At 59.1% G+C, this 18,388-nt stretch carries 12 protein-coding genes and 4 pseudogenes; 10 read left to right on the top strand and 6 right to left on the bottom strand.

Annotated features, from left to right (window positions below; all coding sequences use genetic code 11):
- The first annotated feature begins 21 nt into the window (after positions 1 to 21).
- The 4 genes from AB4Y36_RS39475 (at position 22) to AB4Y36_RS39460 (ending at position 3,734) form a co-directional block, all read left to right on the top strand.
- Positions 22 to 672 carry an amino acid ABC transporter permease gene (locus tag AB4Y36_RS39475; protein WP_368662012.1) on the top strand — a complete coding sequence of 217 codons (651 nt, stop codon included), beginning with the start codon at positions 22 to 24 and terminating at the stop codon, positions 670 to 672.
- Complete coding sequence (locus tag AB4Y36_RS39470; RefSeq protein WP_069268822.1) at positions 669 to 1,331, top strand: amino acid ABC transporter permease; 663 nt, start codon at positions 669 to 671, stop codon at positions 1,329 to 1,331. The genes AB4Y36_RS39475 and AB4Y36_RS39470 overlap by 4 nt, the downstream gene beginning before the upstream one ends.
- A gap of 58 nt (positions 1,332 to 1,389) precedes the next feature.
- Complete coding sequence (locus tag AB4Y36_RS39465; protein WP_368662015.1) at positions 1,390 to 2,172, top strand: amino acid ABC transporter ATP-binding protein; 783 nt, start codon at positions 1,390 to 1,392, stop codon at positions 2,170 to 2,172.
- Positions 2,173 to 2,588: 416 nt separating this feature from the next.
- Positions 2,589 to 3,734 carry a porin gene (locus AB4Y36_RS39460; protein ID WP_368685835.1) on the top strand — a complete coding sequence of 382 codons (1,146 nt, stop codon included), beginning with the start codon at positions 2,589 to 2,591 and terminating at the stop codon, positions 3,732 to 3,734.
- Positions 3,735 to 4,041: 307 nt separating this feature from the next.
- Here the strand turns inward: AB4Y36_RS39460 and AB4Y36_RS39455 are convergent, their stop codons facing one another.
- Positions 4,042 to 4,581 carry an Lrp/AsnC family transcriptional regulator gene (locus tag AB4Y36_RS39455; protein WP_069268820.1) on the bottom strand — a complete coding sequence of 180 codons (540 nt, stop codon included), beginning with the start codon at positions 4,579 to 4,581 and terminating at the stop codon, positions 4,042 to 4,044.
- Between the two features lie 187 nt (positions 4,582 to 4,768).
- On the opposite strand from AB4Y36_RS39455, the gene mdeB reads away from it, so the two are divergent.
- The 5 genes and pseudogenes from mdeB to AB4Y36_RS39430 form a co-directional block, all read left to right on the top strand.
- Positions 4,769 to 7,483 carry an alpha-ketoglutarate dehydrogenase gene (gene mdeB, locus AB4Y36_RS39450; protein WP_368662013.1) on the top strand — a complete coding sequence of 905 codons (2,715 nt, stop codon included), beginning with the start codon at positions 4,769 to 4,771 and terminating at the stop codon, positions 7,481 to 7,483.
- A gap of 25 nt (positions 7,484 to 7,508) precedes the next feature.
- On the top strand, positions 7,509 to 9,287 hold the full coding sequence (gene ilvB, locus AB4Y36_RS39445; protein WP_368607027.1) for a biosynthetic-type acetolactate synthase large subunit: 1,779 nt from the start codon (positions 7,509 to 7,511) through the stop codon (positions 9,285 to 9,287).
- 99 nt (positions 9,288 to 9,386) lie between these two features.
- The gene (aceF, locus tag AB4Y36_RS39440; RefSeq protein WP_368662016.1) at positions 9,387 to 10,760 is read left to right on the top strand and encodes a dihydrolipoyllysine-residue acetyltransferase; all 1,374 of its coding nucleotides are present in this window, start codon (positions 9,387 to 9,389) and stop codon (positions 10,758 to 10,760) included.
- 43 nt (positions 10,761 to 10,803) lie between these two features.
- Positions 10,804 to 12,549, top strand: coding sequence for a dihydrolipoyl dehydrogenase (gene lpdA, locus AB4Y36_RS39435; RefSeq protein ID WP_368685834.1), 1,746 nt, complete (start codon positions 10,804 to 10,806; stop codon positions 12,547 to 12,549).
- A 200-nt stretch (positions 12,550 to 12,749) separates the two neighbouring features.
- Positions 12,750 to 12,965, top strand: a pseudogene (locus AB4Y36_RS39430) (LysR family transcriptional regulator); the annotation flags it as partial.
- A gap of 1 nt (position 12,966) precedes the next feature.
- Here AB4Y36_RS39430 and AB4Y36_RS39425 read toward each other — a convergent pair.
- The 5 genes and pseudogenes from AB4Y36_RS39425 to AB4Y36_RS39405 form a co-directional block, all read right to left on the bottom strand.
- Positions 12,967 to 13,245 (bottom strand): annotated as a pseudogene (locus AB4Y36_RS39425) (helix-turn-helix domain-containing protein); the annotation flags it as partial.
- 75 nt (positions 13,246 to 13,320) lie between these two features.
- Positions 13,321 to 14,859 carry an IS3 family transposase gene (locus tag AB4Y36_RS39420; protein WP_069264554.1) on the bottom strand — a complete coding sequence of 513 codons (1,539 nt, stop codon included), beginning with the start codon at positions 14,857 to 14,859 and terminating at the stop codon, positions 13,321 to 13,323.
- Between the two features lie 164 nt (positions 14,860 to 15,023).
- Positions 15,024 to 15,947 (bottom strand): annotated as a pseudogene (locus AB4Y36_RS39415) (ISNCY family transposase); the annotation flags it as partial.
- A gap of 410 nt (positions 15,948 to 16,357) precedes the next feature.
- Positions 16,358 to 17,506, bottom strand: coding sequence for an IS110 family transposase (locus AB4Y36_RS39410; protein ID WP_342946144.1), 1,149 nt, complete (start codon positions 17,504 to 17,506; stop codon positions 16,358 to 16,360).
- A 68-nt stretch (positions 17,507 to 17,574) separates the two neighbouring features.
- Positions 17,575 to 18,153: pseudogene (locus AB4Y36_RS39405) on the bottom strand (helix-turn-helix domain-containing protein); the annotation flags it as partial.
- On the opposite strand from AB4Y36_RS39405, the gene AB4Y36_RS39400 reads away from it, so the two are divergent.
- A partial coding sequence (locus AB4Y36_RS39400) for a hypothetical protein (protein ID WP_368685836.1) occupies positions 18,095 to 18,388 on the top strand: 294 nt, incomplete at its 3' end. The pseudogene AB4Y36_RS39405 and the gene AB4Y36_RS39400 sit on opposite strands and share 59 nt — an antisense overlap.

Raw genomic sequence — 18,388 nt, 5'->3', positions numbered from 1 at the left:
GTCAATCTGAGGAGCGATCGCATGAACTTTCCTGACGTCATTATCGGAATATACAAGGGGTTCGGTATCACCGCGGCCGTCACTCTACTCGGACTCCTGTATGCGGTGCCGTTTGCGCTGGTCGCTGGAATATTGCAGAACTTCGCGACTGGCACTCCGCGCAAAGCAATTACATTCATCATCGAGCTGTGGCGAAGCTCGCCTGTTATTGTGCTGCTCTATGCGTTCTACTATACGCTTCCCGCTTTTGGAATTCATCTTTCCGGGATCACGGTTGGCGCACTCGTGCTCGGACTGAACTCGGGTGCATATAGCAGTCAGTCGGTCCGCGCCGCCTTGCAAGCACTGCCTCGCGGACAATGCGAGGCAGGCTTGGCCTTGGGGTTGAATCGTTTCGAGGTGCTTTGTCTTGTCGAGTTGCCGCAGGCAATCAGAGCCATGATTCCAACGTTCATCAACGATCTTATTCAACTGATCAAGGGAACCGCATTGGTATCTCTTATTACGTTGTCTGACATGACGTTCCGTGCCAAGGAGATCTCGGAGTTGAGCTATAACCCGTTGTTAATTTATTCGAGTCTTTTGTTATCCTATCTGATTCTATGTTATCCAGTGACTATTTTTGGGCGATATCTTGAGACATCGCACGGGAGCCGGCGAGGGCGGTCATGAACTTCGATTTTGATTTTGCGTTGCGAATCGTGCCGCAAGTCCTGGAAGGTGTCGGGAATACGATCCTCGTTGCGATCCTGAGCTTCGTGGGTGCGCTGGCGCTCGGTTTCGTCTGGGAAATGCTGCGCCGTTCCAATGCCGTTGTGCGTCCGATGGTTCAATTCATCATCGATGCGATCAGGTCTACTCCGGCACTTGTTCAGATTTATTTCCTGTTTTTCGTTCTCCCTTCTTACGGAATCGTCTTGCCCGCGTTATTCATCGGTGTATTCGGACTTAGTTTTTACTACTCCGGATATATGGCCGAAGTGTTCAAGGCCGGCATCGACGCCGTTCCGGTTGGCCAGAGCGAGGGTGCGAAAAGCCTCGGGCTCACTTGGTGGGACACCACGGCCTTCGTTATCGCTCCGCAGATGTTGCGAAACGTGGCCGCGCCTCTGGGTGCGTATGCCATTGCGATCCTGAAGTCTACGCCATACCTGGCGGTGATCGCGGTTCCCGAAATGCTAGGCAGCGCAATGGACGTGGCTTCCGAAACCTACCGTTACGCTGAGCCGATGCTTGTTGCTGGTGTGCTCTTTCTGGCACTAGCCCTGATCGCGGTCGTATTGGTCGGAAAGGTCGAGCGCCACCTTGGGATTGGCGCTCCTCAACGATAAGCCGACAGCAGTCTATCAAGACGTTTGAAGTGTTGTGGAGGAAAACATGGTATCCCAAATGTCGCAACCACGCGAACCGGCGGGGTTGCAAGCGAATACGCCCGAGTCGATCGCGGTAGCAATTGAAGGTGTATCGAAGTGGTACGGCGAATTTCAGGTTTTGCGCGACATCAATTTGAATGTGGCGTTCGGCGAGCGGATCGTGGTCTGCGGTCCGTCAGGATCAGGAAAATCGACGCTGATCCGCTGCATCAATCAGCTGGAGACGCACCAGGAAGGCCGGATCGTTGTGGACGGTGTCGAGATGCACGCGAAGATGAAGGGGTTGTCGCACATGCGCCGAGATGTCGGAATGGTATTTCAGCATTTCAATCTGTTCCCTCACTTGAGCGTGATCGACAACTGTACGCTGGCGTTGATCCGTACTGGCCGAGCGTCGCGGGCGGAGGCCAAGGCGATTGCGATGGAAAACCTCAACCGGGTTCGCATACCGGACCAGGCGAAGAAGTATCCGGCACAGCTTTCCGGTGGGCAGCAGCAACGCGTCGCAATTGCTCGTGCGCTCTGCATGAAACCAAAGATCATGCTGTTTGACGAGCCGACGTCAGCGCTCGATCCGGAGATGATCAAAGAAGTACTCGATGTGATGACCGGACTTGCGAACGATGGCATGACGATGATCTGTGTGACTCATGAGATGGGATTCGCTCGTGAAGTTGCTGACCGTATCGTATTTATGGACGGTGGGGAAGTCATCGAATGTGCACCGCCGGATACCTTCTTCCGCAATCCGACGCATATCAGAGCGAAGAAGTTTCTGAGTCAGTTGTTGCACAAATAATGCGAGGTCGCAGCCGACTTCGATAGGAGGGTATCGGCGGCTGCACCAAAACATCGTGAATCGATGAGGAAATTGAGGCCACAAAGAATCCTGCCGGCGTTCGACGGGGCACGAACCTAACGCTGGCATTACGCTCCGAGAGGTTTATACGTTAGGCCCCCAGGTCGTATTGGAAAACGCGCACTCATAGTTGTCGGAGCGAGGAAGCCCGAGTAGTTCGGGCAACGTTGCGGGACCGCGGTTTCAGCCGAGGTTTGCCGCGCAGTGAGGATCGGTGTGGCATTGCAGGATCGATGCGACCGGGGCGATGAAGAATGCGCGGCTCGGGAAACGGGAGAGCACCACCACTTTATGCAAACTAGTTGTTACGTACTACAAATTGATTTTCAATAACTACCACGTTTGGAGACGATGATATGAAGGCGAAATTGCTGGTGGCGTCCGTATTGGCCGGGATCGGAGTGTCCGCCTATGCGCAAAGTACCGTCACGTTGTATGGACTCATCGATGAAGGTTTTGACTTCACGAATAATGCAGCTGGAAGCCGGGCATACGAGCTACAAAGCGGATACGTGCAGGGTAGTCGGTGGGGACTGAAAGGTACGGAGGACCTCGGTGGCCAGCTGAAGGCCGTGTTTCAGATCGAGAGTGGGTTCAACGTGAACAACGGCAAGCTCGGCCAGGGCGGCCTGATGTTTGGACGTCAGGCATACGTGGGGCTGTCAAGTTCGACGTATGGCAAGCTTACTTTTGGTCGCCAGTATGACTCTGTTGTCGACTACTTCTCGTTGACGACAGCAAATGGAACATGGGCAGGTTATCTGCTCTCGCACCCATACGACAACGACAATACGGATGGCACTTTTCGGGTCAACAATACGGCGAAATATACCAGCCCGAATTTCGGTGGCTTCCAATTCGGTGGCACTTACAGCTTCTCAAATGACACCAATTTCGCCAATAATCGTCAGTATAGTCTGGGAGCACAATATGAGACCGGAAGCATCCTGATCGCGGCGTCCTATCTACAGGCCAACAATCCGTCATCAACCGCGACCGGTGCGATCAACAATGGTGGCGATGAAAATTTTGTGGGTGACCGGCTGCGCATCTTTGGTGCTGGTATCAACTACTATATTGGAAGCGCCACTTTCGGCTTCGCATACTCGAACGTGGATGTGAAGAATCCGGTGAACTCCGGGTACGTGGGCGCTATTACGCCTGTCAGTGGTCCGGCTTCGGACCTCCGCTTCCAGAACTTCGAAATCAATGGCAAGTACCAGTTCACGCCAGCGTTCTATGTTGGCGCGATGTACACCTACACGCACGCGACGATGACCACGGCAGCGGGCAGCTTCCATCCGAACTATCAGACGGTCGGGTTGATGGGTGACTACAACATCTCAAAGCGAACAGACGTTTATCTTCAGGGTGCCTATCAGCATGTAGGAGGAGATACGACGGGTTCAGTGCTGGATTTCGCATATGTACCCGGTGCGTACGGTGTTTCCTCGGGCAACAGCCAGCTCGCTTTGCGCCTCGGGCTCCGTCATAAATTCTAGTCGACTCAGCCAAGCACCAAATCGATGAGATCACGCGGGCTCGAAAACCGATGTCTGTTGACCCAATCTCGCCTCAGCGCGACAGGGGAAAAAGGTGTCGAGCTCGCGTCGTCTAGTGCCGGTGTGAAGATATTAACTGTTCAAGGAACGAGTTCGACTCAATCCTATAGTTCGCGATTCGGTTGAGGTACCAGCGGCCGTGTGCGACTGGGCATTTCAGCTTCTGCATTAACTGTCTTCCCGGTCGACTACTTGTCGGCACAAGGGCGTTACCAGTGCCAACGCTAGACGTTGGCTACTGCCACCCTCAAGTCCACTCCTGAGGCGTTTCCTCGCCACTCGGCAACGTGAGGCCAACGGTCGGCAACGGCAACGCTGTCTTGTACCGCACCTGCTTAAGCGCAAAGCTGGAGCGGATGTTCGACACGCCAGGTATTTTCGTGAGCCATTGGACGATGAAGTGCTCAAGGCTTTGCATGTCCGGCACGACGACGCGCAGCAGATAATCGGCGTCGCCTGTCATCAGATAGCACTCCATCACTTCTGGCCGATCCTCGATCTCCTTTTCAAAAACGCGTAACGCGTCTTCTACCTGTTGTTCGAGGCTAACCTGAATGAACACATTGATACGTAACCCGAGCGCGCCGGCGTCGAGTAGGGTCACGTGTTGGCGGAACAGGCCGAGCTTTTCAAGTGCGCGTACGCGATTGAAGCAGGGAGTGGGCGAGAGGTTAACCGCGCGGGCGAGCTCAGCGTTTGTGATACGCGCATTGTCCTGCAACTGCCGCAGGATCGCGATGTCGGTGCGGTCTAACCGGCGGGTCGGGAGTTTTGTTTCGGACGTCATAGTATGGAAATCTCATGTGAGGCATCGTTACCAGAATTTATACCCTATTTGAGCTGAAAACTCCCCCACAAAAGAGACGCACATTTTGTGATGGGATGGATAAGCTCTTCCCATGTCCTCGAATTCGAAATTACGACCCGCACGAGTCTCGAAGCTCACGAATCTCACTGTTTAGCCTGGAGTTGCCATGACCGATTTATCGAGCGGTGTTCAGCCCGTTCTTGCCCTCAATCAAGCCCGCATGGACAACGACCCGCAGGAAACTGCCGAGTGGATCTCCGCACTGGATGGCGTGGTGGAGCATGTCGGGCTCGGACGTGCCCAGTATCTTTTCGACCGCCTGGCCGCGCATGCATTGTCGAGCGGCATCGCAACGGCGCGTGCGAACGTCACGCCCTATGCGAACACCATCCCGGTCGAACAGCAGCCGCCGTTTCCAGGTGACGTCGATACCGAAGAGCGACTCGCCGCTGCACTACGCTGGAATGCGCTCGCGATGGTGGTGCGAGCGAACCGCGCTTACGGCGAACTCGGTGGACATATCGCGAGCTACGCATCGGCAGCGGATCTTTTCGAGGTTGGATTCAACCACTTCTTTCGCGGTGCGAACGATGCTCATGGCGGTGACCTCATCTATTTTCAGCCCCATTCGTCGCCGGGAGTATACGCGCGCGCATTCCTTGAAGGTTTCCTGAGCGAGCAGCATCTGGAGCACTACCGTCGCGAGATCGCGGGTCCGGGTCTGTGTTCCTATCCGCATCCGTGGCTGATGCCTGACTTCTGGCAGTTTCCGACGGGATCGATGGGCATCGGCCCTATCAACTCGATCTACCAGGCGCGCTTCATGCGTTACCTGCAGAACCGTGGGCTGCTCAAAACGGAAGGCCGCAAGGTCTGGGGCTTCTTTGGCGACGGCGAGATGGACGAGCCCGAATCGATCGGTGCCTTGTCGCTCGCCGCACGCGAGCGGCTCGACAACCTCGTTTTCGTGATCAACTGCAATCTGCAGCGACTTGACGGCCCCGTGCGAAGTAACGGCCGCATCATTGACGAACTCGAGGCGCAATTCACGGGGGCGGGCTGGAACGTCATCAAGGTCGTGTGGGGTTCTAATTGGGACGGTCTTTTCGCACGCGATCGCACCGGCGCGTTGTTGCGAGCGTTTGCTCATACCGTCGATGGACAGTTTCAGACCTTCTCTGCCAATGACGGCGCCTACAACCGCGAACGCTTCTTCGGACAGAACGAGGAACTGGCTGCGCTTGCCGCGCATCTGAGCAACGACGATATTGACCGCCTGCGCCGCGGTGGCCATGACGTACGCAAGCTGTATGCGGCGTACAACAGGGCACTGAAACATGCAGGGCAGCCCACGGTGATTCTCGCGAAGACAATGAAGGGCTTCGGCATGGGCTCGATCGGCCAGGGCCGGATGACCACGCATCAACAGAAGAAGCTCGACGTCGAACAACTGAAAGCGTTTCGCGACCGGTTCCGCTTGCCCCTCTCCGACGAAGACGTCGAGCAGCTGCGGTTCTACAGGCCGGCGGACAACAGTCCAGAAATGCGGTACCTGCATGCCCGGCGCGAAGCGCTCGGCGGGTATCTGCCCCGCAGGCGGACAACCGCGTCGCAAATGCTGCCTGTTCCCGCATTGCCGGCGTGGGGGCAATTTGCGCTGGACGCGAACGGCAAGGAGATGTCGACCACGATGGCGCTCGTGCGGATGCTCGGGAGCCTTCTGAAAAACGCGTCGCTCGGCCCTCGCATTGTTCCCGTAGTCGCCGATGAGGCACGCACGTTCGGTATGGCGAATCTGTTCCGGCAGGTTGGGATCTATTCGCCGCTCGGGCAGCTGTACGAGCCCGAAGACATGGGCTCAATGCTGTATTACCGGGAAGATACGGGCGGACAGATACTGGAAGAGGGCATTTCGGAGGCGGGCGCTGTGTCCTCGTGGGTCGCCGCAGCCACTTCATACAGCGTGCACGACCTGCCCATGCTGCCGTTCTACATCTACTACTCGATGTTCGGTTTCCAGCGCATCGGCGATCTCATCTGGGCTGCCGCTGACCAGCGTGCGCGTGGCTTTCTGATCGGTGCAACGGCGGGGAAGACGACACTCGGTGGCGAGGGTTTGCAGCATCAGGACGGCACGAGCCATCTGGCGGCCTCGACGGTACCGAACTGCCGCGCCTACGATCCGGCATTCGCGTACGAGGTGGCCATGATCGTAGACGAAGGCATGCGCGAGATGATTGAACGTCAGCGCGATGTGTTCTATTACCTGACGGTGACGAACGAGAACTACGCACAGCCTTCACTTCCGGATGCACCCATCGAAAGCGTTCGTGATGGTGTGCTCAAGGGCATGTATCCGCTTGACACAACATCGCTCGATCGGGCTGAGGTCCAGTTGCTCGGTTCGGGGGCGATTCTGGGCGAAGTGCAGGCGGCCGCGCGCCTGCTGAAGGAAGACTGGAACATCGAAGCATCGGCATGGAGCGTCACCAGCTTTACCGAGCTGCACCGGGACGGTGTCGCGTCCGAACGCACCGATCGTTTGTTCGACGAGGATCGCGCTGCCGCTCCGTATGTGACGTCTGCGTTGTCTCCCACGCACGGGCCCGTGATCGCGGCGACAGACTATGTGCGCGCCGTTCCCGAACTCATTCGTGCATATGTGCCGCGGCGCTATGTGACGCTTGGCACCGATGGCTTCGGACGCAGTGACACCCGTGCGGCGCTGCGGGCCTTCTTCGAAGTCGACCAACATTCGATCGCGATTGCCGCGCTGAAAGCGCTCGCGGACGACGGTGCAGTAGCGGTCGAGCTCGTCAGGCGTGCCGTTGATCGCTATGGCAAGCATGACGCGAACCGGGCCGCGCCGTGGCAACGGTGACGGGCAGGCACTACCGGAGCTAATAATGAAGATTGCGGGTGCTGAGATCCAACAGGTTGCGAAAGCCGGCGCTCCGGATACTTCGGGCAGGGACGGCGATGCATCGGGAGCACAGATTGTCCTGTCCGTCCTGCGCGGGGAGGGTGTTGAGACGGTTTGGGGGTATCCAGGCGGCGCGGTCCTGCCGCTTTACGATGCGCTCCACGAATCCATCGATGTTACCCATTTGCTGGTTCGCCATGAACAGGCCGCCGTCCACGCGGCGGATGGTTTCGCGCGCGCGACGGGAAAGGTCGGCGTAGCGCTGGTGACATCGGGGCCGGGTGTGACGAACGCGGTGACAGGCATTGCGACTGCCTATTTCGATTCCATTCCGATGGTGGTGATCTCCGGTAACGTGCCCACACACTCTATCGGAACCGATGCGTTTCAGGAGTGCGATGCTGTCGGAATTACCCGGTCGATCGTCAAGCATAACTTTCTGGTGCTGGATGTCTCTCAACTGGCGAAGACGCTCAAAAGCGCGTTTCATATCGCCCGCACCGGACGCCCCGGGCCTGTGCTGGTGGATATTCCCAAAGACGTGCTTCAGGCGAAGACGCCATTGCGCATACCTGAATCCGTCACGCTGCGATCCTACCGTCCGCGCACGGAACCTCATGCGGGACAGGTGCGGCGGGCCGCCGAGGCGCTCGCGCGCTCGCGCCGGCCATGCATTCTCGTTGGCGGCGGAGCGGTTGCATCGGCTGCCAGCGGGGAGATTGCGGAACTCGTGCGGCGACTCGATGCCCCGGTGACGAACACGTTGATGGCGCTTGGCGCCTTTCCCGCTTCGGATAGGCGGTGCCTCGGAATGCCAGGACTGCATGGAACGTACGAAGCCAACATGGCGATGCAGCATTGCGACGTACTGATTGCGCTCGGTGCGAGATTCGATGACCGGGTCATTGGAAATACCGGGGACTTTCGGTCAGATAGCAGGACGACTATTCATGTTGATATTGATCCCGCGACAATCGACAAGCGGGTGCAGGTTGACATTCCGATCGTGGGAGACGTGAAGACCGCGGCGCGCGCGATACTGAGACAGCTCGAAGCACAACGTATTCATGCTGGGCACCGGAAGGACTGGTGGACACAGATTGAGACTTGGCGTGAGAAGCGCTGCCTCGCCTATGAGCCGGCAGAAGATGTAATCAAGCCTCAGTTCGTCATTCAGCGACTTTGGGAGGCTACCGGAGGCGATGCCTATATCTGTTCGGATGTCGGACAGCACCAGATGTGGGCCGCGCAGCTGTATGGATTCGATAAACCTCGCCGATGGATCAACTCGGGAGGCCTCGGAACCATGGGTGTCGGACTGCCCTATGCGATGGGCGTCAAACGCGCGCTTCCGGACGCGGATGTGGTCACAGTAACCGGAGACGGCTCGATCCAGATGTGTATCCAGGAGTTGTCGACCTGCAGGCAGTACGACCTCGGGGTGAAAATCGTTTCCCTCAACAACGGCTATCTCGGCATGGTAAGGCAGCTGCAGCATGTGACTTATAGCGACCGTTACTCCCACTCGTACATGGACGCGTTGCCTGACTTTGTCGCACTTGCCCGCGCTTATGGGCATGTCGGCTTTCGCATCGATCGACCATGCGATGTCGAGCCCGTGCTGCGCGAAGCACTTGCCATGAAGCAGCGTACGGTATTCATGGACTTTGCCATCGATCCGTCCGAGAACGTCTGGCCTATGGTTCGAGCGGGCGCGGGACTGACGGACATGCTGATGAATTCGCGCGATGTCGACCGGTAGTTCAGCATGGCTAATGTTCAACATAGCCAGGACTTCGGGCAGCCCGGCGCCTGCTGCCTGTTCTGGCATTGACGCATTCGCGAGAAACACTACGCAACGATCGTTGCGCTCGCCTTGGACCGCGATTGGGAGATTACTGAAGTGCGTGTAACAGAGATTAAGGTGCCTGACATCGGCGACTACAAGGGCGTCCCCGTCATCGAGGTACTGGTTGGCCCCGGTGATGTAGTACGGGAGGAGCAATCGCTGGTTACGCTGGAGTCGGACAAGGCCACCATGGACGTGCCCAGTCCTTTTGGTGGCGTCGTTCGGGAAATAAAGCTCAGGGTCGGCGATGCGGTGTCGGAAGGTTCGGTCATCCTGCTCATGGAGCCGCAAGGTGCGGCGGCCGAGGCGGTCACCGGTAAGGTTGACGCGAGCGAGAAGACCGGGCGTCGAGATGGCTCACCCATTGTTGATGAGGAGCGCAGTCCGGCAGGTCATCCATCCGCGCCTGCGCCAGCGGCCGTGATCCCGGAGAAGGAGGTTGGGCTGAGCGGATCAAGCCATGCTTCGCCGTCGGTGCGTAAACTGGCGCGCGACCTCGGCATGGACATCACGCGAGTTCAGGGCACCGGGCCGAAGGGCCGCATCAGCCAGGACGACGTCACCGCGTTCGTGAAGGGCGTGATGACGGGCGCGCTCGCTGCGCCGGCTGGCGCTGCCGCTGGAGTAGCCCCAGCGGCAGCGAGCGGTACGGGCCTGAACCTGCTGCCGTGGCCGAAGGTCGATTTCACGAAGTTCGGCCCGATCGATACGCATCCGCTGTCGCGCATCAAGAAGATTTCCGGCGCGAACCTGCACCGCAACTGGGTCATGATCCCGCACGTCACGAACAACGACGAAGCGGACATCACCGACCTCGAAGCGCTGCGCGTGCAGCTGAACAAGGAAAACGAGAAGGCGGGCGTGAAGTTCACGATGCTCGCGTTCGTCATCAAGGCCTGCGTCGCGGCGCTCAAGAAGTTCCCGGCGTTCAATGCGAGCCTCGACGGCGACAACCTCGTCTTCAAGCAGTACTACCACATCGGTTTTGCCGCCGACACGCCGAACGGCCTCGTCGTTCCGGTGATCCGCGACGCGGACAAGAAGGGTCTCGTCGACATCGCGAAGGAAATGGCCGAGCTCTCGAAGCTCGCGCGCGACGGCAAGCTCAAGCCGGACCAGATGCAAGGCGGCTGCTTCTCGATCTCGTCGCTCGGCGGCATCGGCGGTACGCATTTCACGCCGATCATCAACGCACCGGAAGTGGCGATCCTCGGCCTGTCGAAGAGCGCGATGAAGCCGGTGTGGGATGGCAGGCAGTTTGTGCCTCGCCTCATGCTGCCCCTGTCGGTTTCATGGGATCATCGCGTCATTGATGGCGCAGAAGCTGGCCGCTTCAATGCCTATCTCGTCACGATTCTGGCCGACTATCGACGGGTATCGCTTTGATCCGCGACGAGCTCCGGTACAACCGCAGGGAAGAAATCAATCCATGACGCTTATCGATGTAAAAGTGCCGGATATCGGCGACTTCAGGGACATTGAGGTCATTGAAGTCAACATCAAGACCGGTGATGTGATCGAGAAGGAGCAGACGCTGCTCTCGCTCGAGTCGGACAAGGCCACGATGGAAGTGCCCAGCGACGTCGCGGGCACGGTGAAGGAAGTGAAGATCAAGGCTGGCGACAAGGCTTCGCAGGGCACGGTGATCGCTCTGGTCGAGGCTTCAGAAGGCGCAGCGGCGCCGGCTCCGAAGGCTGAAGCGCCGAAGGCAGCAGCGCCGGCGCCGCAAGCCGGCAGCTTCAGCGGCAGCGCCGATGTCGAATGCGACATGCTCGTGCTCGGCGCGGGCCCCGGCGGCTACTCGGCGGCGTTCCGCTCCGCCGACCTCGGCATGAAGACCGTGCTGGTCGAGCGTTATTCGACGCTTGGCGGCGTGTGCCTGAACGTGGGCTGCATCCCGTCGAAGGCGCTGCTGCACACGGCGCTCGTGATCGACGAAGCCGAAGCGCTCGGCTCGCACGGCATCACGTTCGGCAAGCCGCAGATCGACCTGGACAAGTTGCGCGACTTCAAGTCGGGCGTCGTCAAGAAGCTGACGGGCGGCCTCGCCGGCATGGCGAAGGCGCGCAAGGTCGAAGTCGTGACGGGCGTGGGCGCGTTCCTCGATCCGAACCACATGGAAGTGGTGGGCGAGAACGGCAAGAAGATCGTCAAGTTCAAGCAGGCGATCATCGCTGCGGGTTCGCAGGCCGTGAAACTGCCGTTCATGCCGGAAGATCCGCGCGTGGTCGATTCGACCGGCGCGCTGGAACTGCGTCAGATTCCGCAGAAGATGCTGGTGATCGGCGGCGGCATCATCGGTCTGGAAATGGCCACCGTCTACGCGACGCTCGGCGCGCAGATCGACGTCGTGGAAATGCTCGACGGCCTGATGGCCGGTGCGGACCGCGACCTCGTGAAGGTCTGGGAGAAGTACAACGCGAAGCGCTTCGCGAACGTCATGCTCAAGACCAGGACCACGAAGGCCGAGGCGAAGGACGACGGCATCTATGTGTCGTTCGAGGGCGAAAAGGCGCCGGCCGAGCCGCAACGCTACGACCTCGTGCTGGTCGCCGTGGGCCGCTCGCCCAACGGCAAGAAGATCGGCGCGGACAAGGCGGGCATAGCGGTGACGGATCGCGGCTTCATCGAAGTCGACAAGCAGATGCGCACCAACGTCCCGCACATCTTCGCGATCGGGGATGTGGTCGGCCAGCCGATGCTCGCGCACAAGGCCGTGCATGAAGGCCACGTGGCGGCGGAAGCGGCGCACGGCGAGAAGGCGTACTTCGACGCGCTGCAGATTCCTTCGGTGGCTTACACCGATCCGGAAGTGGCGTGGGCCGGCAAGACCGAAGACCAGTGCAAGGCCGAAGGCATCAAGTACGGCAAGGCGGTGTTCCCGTGGGCCGCTTCGGGCCGCGCGATCGCCAACGGCCGCGACGAGGGCTTCACGAAGCTGATCTTCGACGAAGAGACGCATCGCGTGATCGGCGGCGGCATCGTCGGCCTGAACGCGGGCGACCTCATCAGCGAAGTCTGCCTCGCGGTGGAAATGGGCGCGGATGCGACCGACATCGGCAAGACGATTCACCCGCACCCGACGCTGGGCGAGTCAATCGGCATGGCCGCCGAGCTGTACGAGGGCGTCTGCACCGATGTGCCGCCGAAGCGCGGAAACGCAAGTCCCAAGTAAGTCTAGGTCTTGGTGGCGCTATCAACCGCGTGTTAACGACTGTTGATCTTCAGGGGCGCAGTACCGTCGCCGTCGAAATGATGGAGGAACTTATGGCGATTTCGGGAGTGTCGTTGAGACGTATGGTCCAGGACTGGCTGGCACCCGACCCGAGGAGAGGATTTCGAGTCAGCCATTACGGACGGTACGGGACGTTATGTTTCGCGCGCGAATATTTCGCCGGTGGCCTGACCTTGCCGGGCGCGCTCAAGGCCACCGCCATCCTGTTTGACCGGAAGGACGCCCTGCATGACGTGTTCTTCCGTTCACATTTCGGTGTGACGGTCGGCCGGTACCCGAGGCACTATTTTCCTTCGCCGGTGGCGTTGCTCAATGCGATCCTAGACGATCTCGGCTATGGGCTGGTGCACGCCGTGCCCTTGGCTGATACACCTTCGGTGGCCGCTGCCGGCGAGGCACCCACAGTCCGGCGTCCGTCATGAGCTTCCTCACCGTTTCCTTCGCCAGCCGCAGGCCGTGGCATTCCCACAGCTTCTCGGCAGCCAGCGTCGGTCCAAAATCGGCGTAACGGTCCCGGATAATCGTCAGCGCCCGTCGGGCCAACTCGACATCCAGTCGGCGATTCCCGGGGCGACCGCGCTTGCGCGACGTCAGCCCGGTCGCGCCAGATTCCCGGTACCGGATCACTAGCCGCTCGTGCGCCTCAACCAGGGCAGGAATCGGACATCACTAATGAGCCAGAAGGGGGTGCGGCGGAATTCTTGGACGGGTTTATGTCGTCAGCCCGAGGCTCTCCCGGTATTCAATCGGACTGAGTGCGCCAAGCGAGATCTTGATCCGTTTCTCGTTGTACCAGCGAATGTACGAGTCAACGACCTCGATGAACTGGTCGGTGCTGACGGTCTGCCAGTCCCGCGAGTAAAACAGTTCCGTTTTCAGCCGTCCAAAGAATCCTTCGCACGCTGCGTTATCGGGCGAGCAGCCCTTGCGCGACATTGAGCGAATCAGCCTTGCCTCACGTATCCGGGCAAGCCAGCCTGGCCAGCGATAGTGCGCACCGCGATCTGAATGGACAACAGGTCGGCTGTCGCTGCTGCCGATTGCTTCGATGGCGGCATCGAGCATCGTGTTTACGAGTTCGGCGTCTGGTCGCGTACCGATCGACCAGCTGATCACAAGCCCATCGAAGCAATCAATAACTGGCGACAGATAGACTTTGCCAGCAGGAATCTGGAACTCGGTGATGTCTGTGAGCCACTTTTCATTCGGTGCTGCGGCACGGAAATCCCGGTTGATAAGGTTCTCTGGAGCCGGACCTATTTCTCCAGCGTAGGAGCCGTATCGACGTCGCCTCGTTGTGGCCGCGCTTAGCTGCTCCTGCTTCATCAAGCGCCGAACGACCTTCTCCGAGATGAAGACTTTCTGCCTGCCAAGTGCCGCCCGCACCCGGCGATATCCGTAGCAGCGGTGGTTCAATTCAAAGATATCTGCGATGGCACTGCGTACACCCGCATACTTGTCGGCAGCCTGTATCCGCGCCCGGTGATAGAAGTAGGAGCTACGGGCGAGCCCCAATTCAGCCAAAAGCTCCGGCAGCGTGTAAGTCTGTTTCAGGGCATCAACCAGCGCCGTCTTCTCCCGATTCGTCAGGAGTTGCGGGTTGACGCCCTGGCCTTTTTTTAATATTTCATTGGCCTTCTTCAGAATGTCGTGTTCAATCTGGAGCTTCCGGATGTCTCGTCGGAGTGATTCGACTTGCTGCTCCAGCGTCGCTTTCTCGGAGCTCTGCGGCGGATCGTTGCGGCGTGTCATGGCTGAAGCAGCCTCCTGACCGAGTAACCGATCTCTCCAGTTGTACAACGTTGGCCGGCTCACGCCAATCCTTTTAGCAACTTCCTCCGCGCTTTCTCGTCGAGTGCACAGATCGATGACCGCTGTCTGCCTGAGCTCCGGTGCATACCGAATACCCGAAGCCTTCCCGAGAACGCGCTTCTTTCGCTCAGGATGCAGCTCGTCGAGCCAGGCGACGAGCGTCCCGCGTCCCGGATATCCCAAGGCCTTTGTCGTTACTGCCAGACACTGGCCATGGCTCATATAGTGGTCTGTAGCCGCTTTTTTTTGTTCCGCCGAATAGCGCGGCCTCAAGCAGATACGTTCCTTCGGCAAATCCAGACATCGCTCGTACGTGTGATACCAACGTTCGAGCGATTTCGTTGTGGGATAGCCTAACTGACGAACCGTCGCGGTGAGGCGCTTTCCAAGCTTCAAGTAGAGTTTGACCGCTCGGATGCGTTCTTCGTATGAATACATGGACCAGCTCCTAATAGTCCAAGAATTCCGCCGCACCCCCAAAGCGGACACTACAACTTAGCCCGTACAACATATGTCAAAGCCATTTTCAGATGTCCGCTTCCCGGCCAAGTTCAAGTGTCCGCTTTTGCGGGGTTCAGGTTTTGTCTTTCACGGGTTGCAGCTCACGCAGTGTCGAAGATCGGATCATGAACGGGCAGGGCATTCGCCCCTGTTCCATTAACGCCTGCTGATCGATGACCTGGTTTGCGCTGGGCCTGCGAAGGCTGCTTTTGCCCGGCCAGGTCGACGATCACCTGCTCGATGTCGGCCTGTGTAAATTCGCGTTGCTTCTTCCTGCGCGCGTGGCCTTGCTTGCGCTCCGTTCGGGTCGAGTCCCCACGGTGCGTTCGCGAAGGCGCTTTACCAATCCGTTCGTTATCGCGCTGGGCCTGAATCACCTGCGAGACCTGAAGTACGTGACTTAGCCGCTTGTGCTCAACCACTGCGCCCTGGTCCACCTCGGTCAGCTTGTCGTATTCGCGGTACGGGACCACGCGGCCATCCGCCCGCAGCTCGATGCGTCCGTCCGGATACTCCCAGACCTCGATATACCGATCGATCAGCTTGCGGTTCTCCGGTGTATCGTCCAGCAGGTACAGCACACGGTCGTACTGCACCGTCAGCGACTTCTTGACCTTCCTCGGTTCGCGCCACGTCAGCACCGTATCGAGGCTCTCATCGGCCCGCAGCGGCCGGTGCGCATCGAACTCACTCTTCGGCGGCTTGGCAAAGCGTGCGTTGTAGGCGGCCATAAAGGAGGGCGCATATGCATTGGCTTCGGCCAGCGTACTGATGCCGCGCAGCCGCAGTTCCTTCACCAGGCGGTCCTGCAGCGTCAGATGCGCGCGCTCCACGCGGCCCTTGGCCGAGCTGCTGTTGGCGCAGATCGTGTCGATGTTCAGCTCGTACATCGCGCGACCGAACGGCGTCACGCTGCGTCCGGTACGCTCGGCGCTGGTGTTGCGGAATACGCTGGCCTTGTCGCTGTAGAACGCGCCCGGCTTGCCATAGCTCTCGATGTACGCGCGCGTTGCCTCGAAGTAGCTTCTATGGGGTATTCGAAGTCAAGCCCCCTCGATGACAGTTTTGTTCGCAAGATTCTCCTTTAGGACTCCGCGAGTTATCCACCGCCTGCCGCCGGGTCCCTTCACATGACCAGAACGTCGGCAGGCGGTGGATAACTCGCGTGCGTCAACAAGTAGCTTTCGGTTTTCTTTCCCTTGTGCTCAACACGTGTCAATAGTCTTTGGTTCGGAGCGCTCGATGTCGGGCGTATGCCCGATCTAACTTCTATCCGTGCCGGCACCACGGCCGGTCACCCTATACCGCATGCGCTAACGCGGGCAGCGCTCCGTTCGGACGCGCCCCATCTGAAGGACGATTACCCGTCGGGCAATCCCGCTACTTCACGGGCGCGCAAACCTTGAGACTCGTGCCGTCTGTCGACGCAGATGGTTCAGGTCGCAACCGCACTCCGGTGTGGCTTGAGGGTTGCTCCAATCGGAATCTCACCATGCTCCGTATACCGCCATAGCGCGATCGCGAGACGACGAGCTAGTGCAACAATGCCGATACGTCGGGCACGCTTTCCTGCGCCAGCAAATCGTTTATGGAACCATTGGCTCAGTTGGCTTGCGGGCTGGTGGCGTAGCCAGCACCATGCGAGTTCGACCATGAGCCAGCGACCGCGCCTGTTGCCGGCCTTGCTGATGCCTTGTTCTGTTTCGCTGGTCCCGCTGCTATATGGCGTGGGCGTAAGGCCCAGGCAGGCGGCAAGCTCTCGACGGTTGTGAAACTTGCGCCAGCCAAACAGTTCCTTGAACAGAGTCCATGCACTTCCGGTTCCGACACCCGTCAGGCGAGCTAACGCTGCAATTGAGGGTTGCGCGCCGCTGCGGACTTGCTGTTCCTGATATCCCTCAAGCGTCTTCACTTGGTGGCTCACAACTGAGAGTCGCTCAAATTCACGCTCGATCTCGGCACGCAGGGCGGGGAGCAACTGCTGAGCATGCTCTGCCCACCAACGGGCCCAGTTACGACCGCCTACACGCTCTGTGCGCAGGTTGTGCAGCACGAGAAGCGATCGGATCCGGTTGATGTGAGCGGTGCGCTCGTGTCGCAGGCGCTCGAGTTCACGATGCACGCGTCGTTCATCTTCCTGCTGTGCGCTTGGGACTCGGGCGACTGCCCAGACCCGACGTTCGCCAGCGTAGTAGCGCATCAGCATGGAAAGCAGCTTGTCGGCGTCAAGGCGGTCGGTCTTTGCACGTCGGGAGCGTCGGTTCACCTCGATACTTGCCGAGTCGACGACGAGATTGACAATCCCTTGTACGCCTAGCCAACGGTGCAACCAGAAGCCGTCGCGACCCGCCTCATAGCAGCTCAGCACCAAGGTGTCAGGGTGCAGATGACAGCGAGCTTTGGCTTTCACGATAGCGGTCAGGACGGAAGCGGTGTCGCCGGCCGCTACCGTGCAACGGCTGGGAGCCCGTACGCCATCACCGAGTGACAGCTTCCAGTTCTTTTCGCCCAGTTCAAAGGCGACAAACAGCCTGCAGGTGATCGCGGTGTCCTGCGCGTGCGGGGTTCTCTCGGGTGCGTCCATTTGCGTGCTCCTTCCGGGAAACGGTCCAGATCAACCGTTTTACTCCAGGGGGCTTACGCGGGCTGTCCCTCATAGTATCTGAACGTCGATTCCGTCTGCGTGAAGTGCAGTTCCATCAGCCGGCTCGTCGCATCGTCCACGTACACCAGCAGCGTGCATTGCGGCGCCCGGTCCTCGAACCACGCATGCTCACTGCCGTCGATCTGGATGAGCTCGCCCAGGCACGTACGCCGTGCGCGCGGCTGATAGATCTTCGGCGGCCGCTGCCGGCGCGGAACCCATAGTCCTGCGTCCATCATGAGTTTGCGCAACGTCTCCTTCGCCAGCTGGATGCCGTGGCATTCCCGGAGCTTCTCGCAGGCCAGCGTGGGCCCGAAATCGGCGTAACGCTCACGGACAATCGATAGCGCCCGGTCTGCCGTTACGCGGTCTAGCCGGTTGTTGCTGGGCCGCGAGCGTCGCCGCGACACGAGGCCTTGCGGCCCGTGCTCACGAAACCGGCCAACCAGCCGGCGAATCTGCCGGGTCGTCAGCCCGAGCCGCTGCGCTGCGCGCAGCGGCTTGAGCCGTCCGTCCACCACGTCCTGAATGAGCTTCAATCTGTCCAGCTCGCGCATCGTCATTGTTATCCGTTCTGTTGCCGCCATTAAAGCTCCCAAACACTGGATTCCCAGCGATCTGTTAGCTTACGATCGTCCAAAAAGCGGACATCTGAACTTGGCTAAAAGCGGACACTACAACTTAGCCCGTACAAACAAATGTCAAAGCCATTTTCAGATGTCGGGGTCCCGGCTAAATACAGATGTCGGGGCTGAGGTTGGTTCTGCGGTTGTTTTGCAGTCCTTTATATCTATCTGGAGGGGGTTTTTAGCACCGAGCCTC

This window comes from Paraburkholderia sp. BR10936, assembly GCF_040965735.1.
GTDB lineage: Bacteria > Pseudomonadota > Gammaproteobacteria > Burkholderiales > Burkholderiaceae > Paraburkholderia > Paraburkholderia nodosa_A.
The sequence above is the reverse complement of the archived record's forward strand: the minus strand, read 5'-3'. Positions and strand labels throughout refer to the sequence as shown.

Coding starts and splice junctions, on each gene's coding strand:
- AB4Y36_RS39420 (WP_069264554.1), bottom strand. CDS start 14,859: ATGTATTCATACGAAGAACGCATCCGAGCGGTCAAACTCTACTTGAAG.
- mdeB (WP_368662013.1), top strand. CDS start 4,769: ATGACCGATTTATCGAGCGGTGTTCAGCCCGTTCTTGCCCTCAATCAA.
- AB4Y36_RS39475 (WP_368662012.1), top strand. CDS start 22: ATGAACTTTCCTGACGTCATTATCGGAATATACAAGGGGTTCGGTATC.
- AB4Y36_RS39410 (WP_342946144.1), bottom strand. CDS start 17,506: ATGGACGCACCCGAGAGAACCCCGCACGCGCAGGACACCGCGATCACC.
- AB4Y36_RS39460 (WP_368685835.1), top strand. CDS start 2,589: ATGAAGGCGAAATTGCTGGTGGCGTCCGTATTGGCCGGGATCGGAGTG.
- lpdA (WP_368685834.1), top strand. CDS start 10,804: ATGACGCTTATCGATGTAAAAGTGCCGGATATCGGCGACTTCAGGGAC.
- AB4Y36_RS39455 (WP_069268820.1), bottom strand. CDS start 4,581: ATGACGTCCGAAACAAAACTCCCGACCCGCCGGTTAGACCGCACCGAC.
- AB4Y36_RS39470 (WP_069268822.1), top strand. CDS start 669: ATGAACTTCGATTTTGATTTTGCGTTGCGAATCGTGCCGCAAGTCCTG.
- AB4Y36_RS39465 (WP_368662015.1), top strand. CDS start 1,390: ATGTCGCAACCACGCGAACCGGCGGGGTTGCAAGCGAATACGCCCGAG.
- ilvB (WP_368607027.1), top strand. CDS start 7,509: ATGAAGATTGCGGGTGCTGAGATCCAACAGGTTGCGAAAGCCGGCGCT.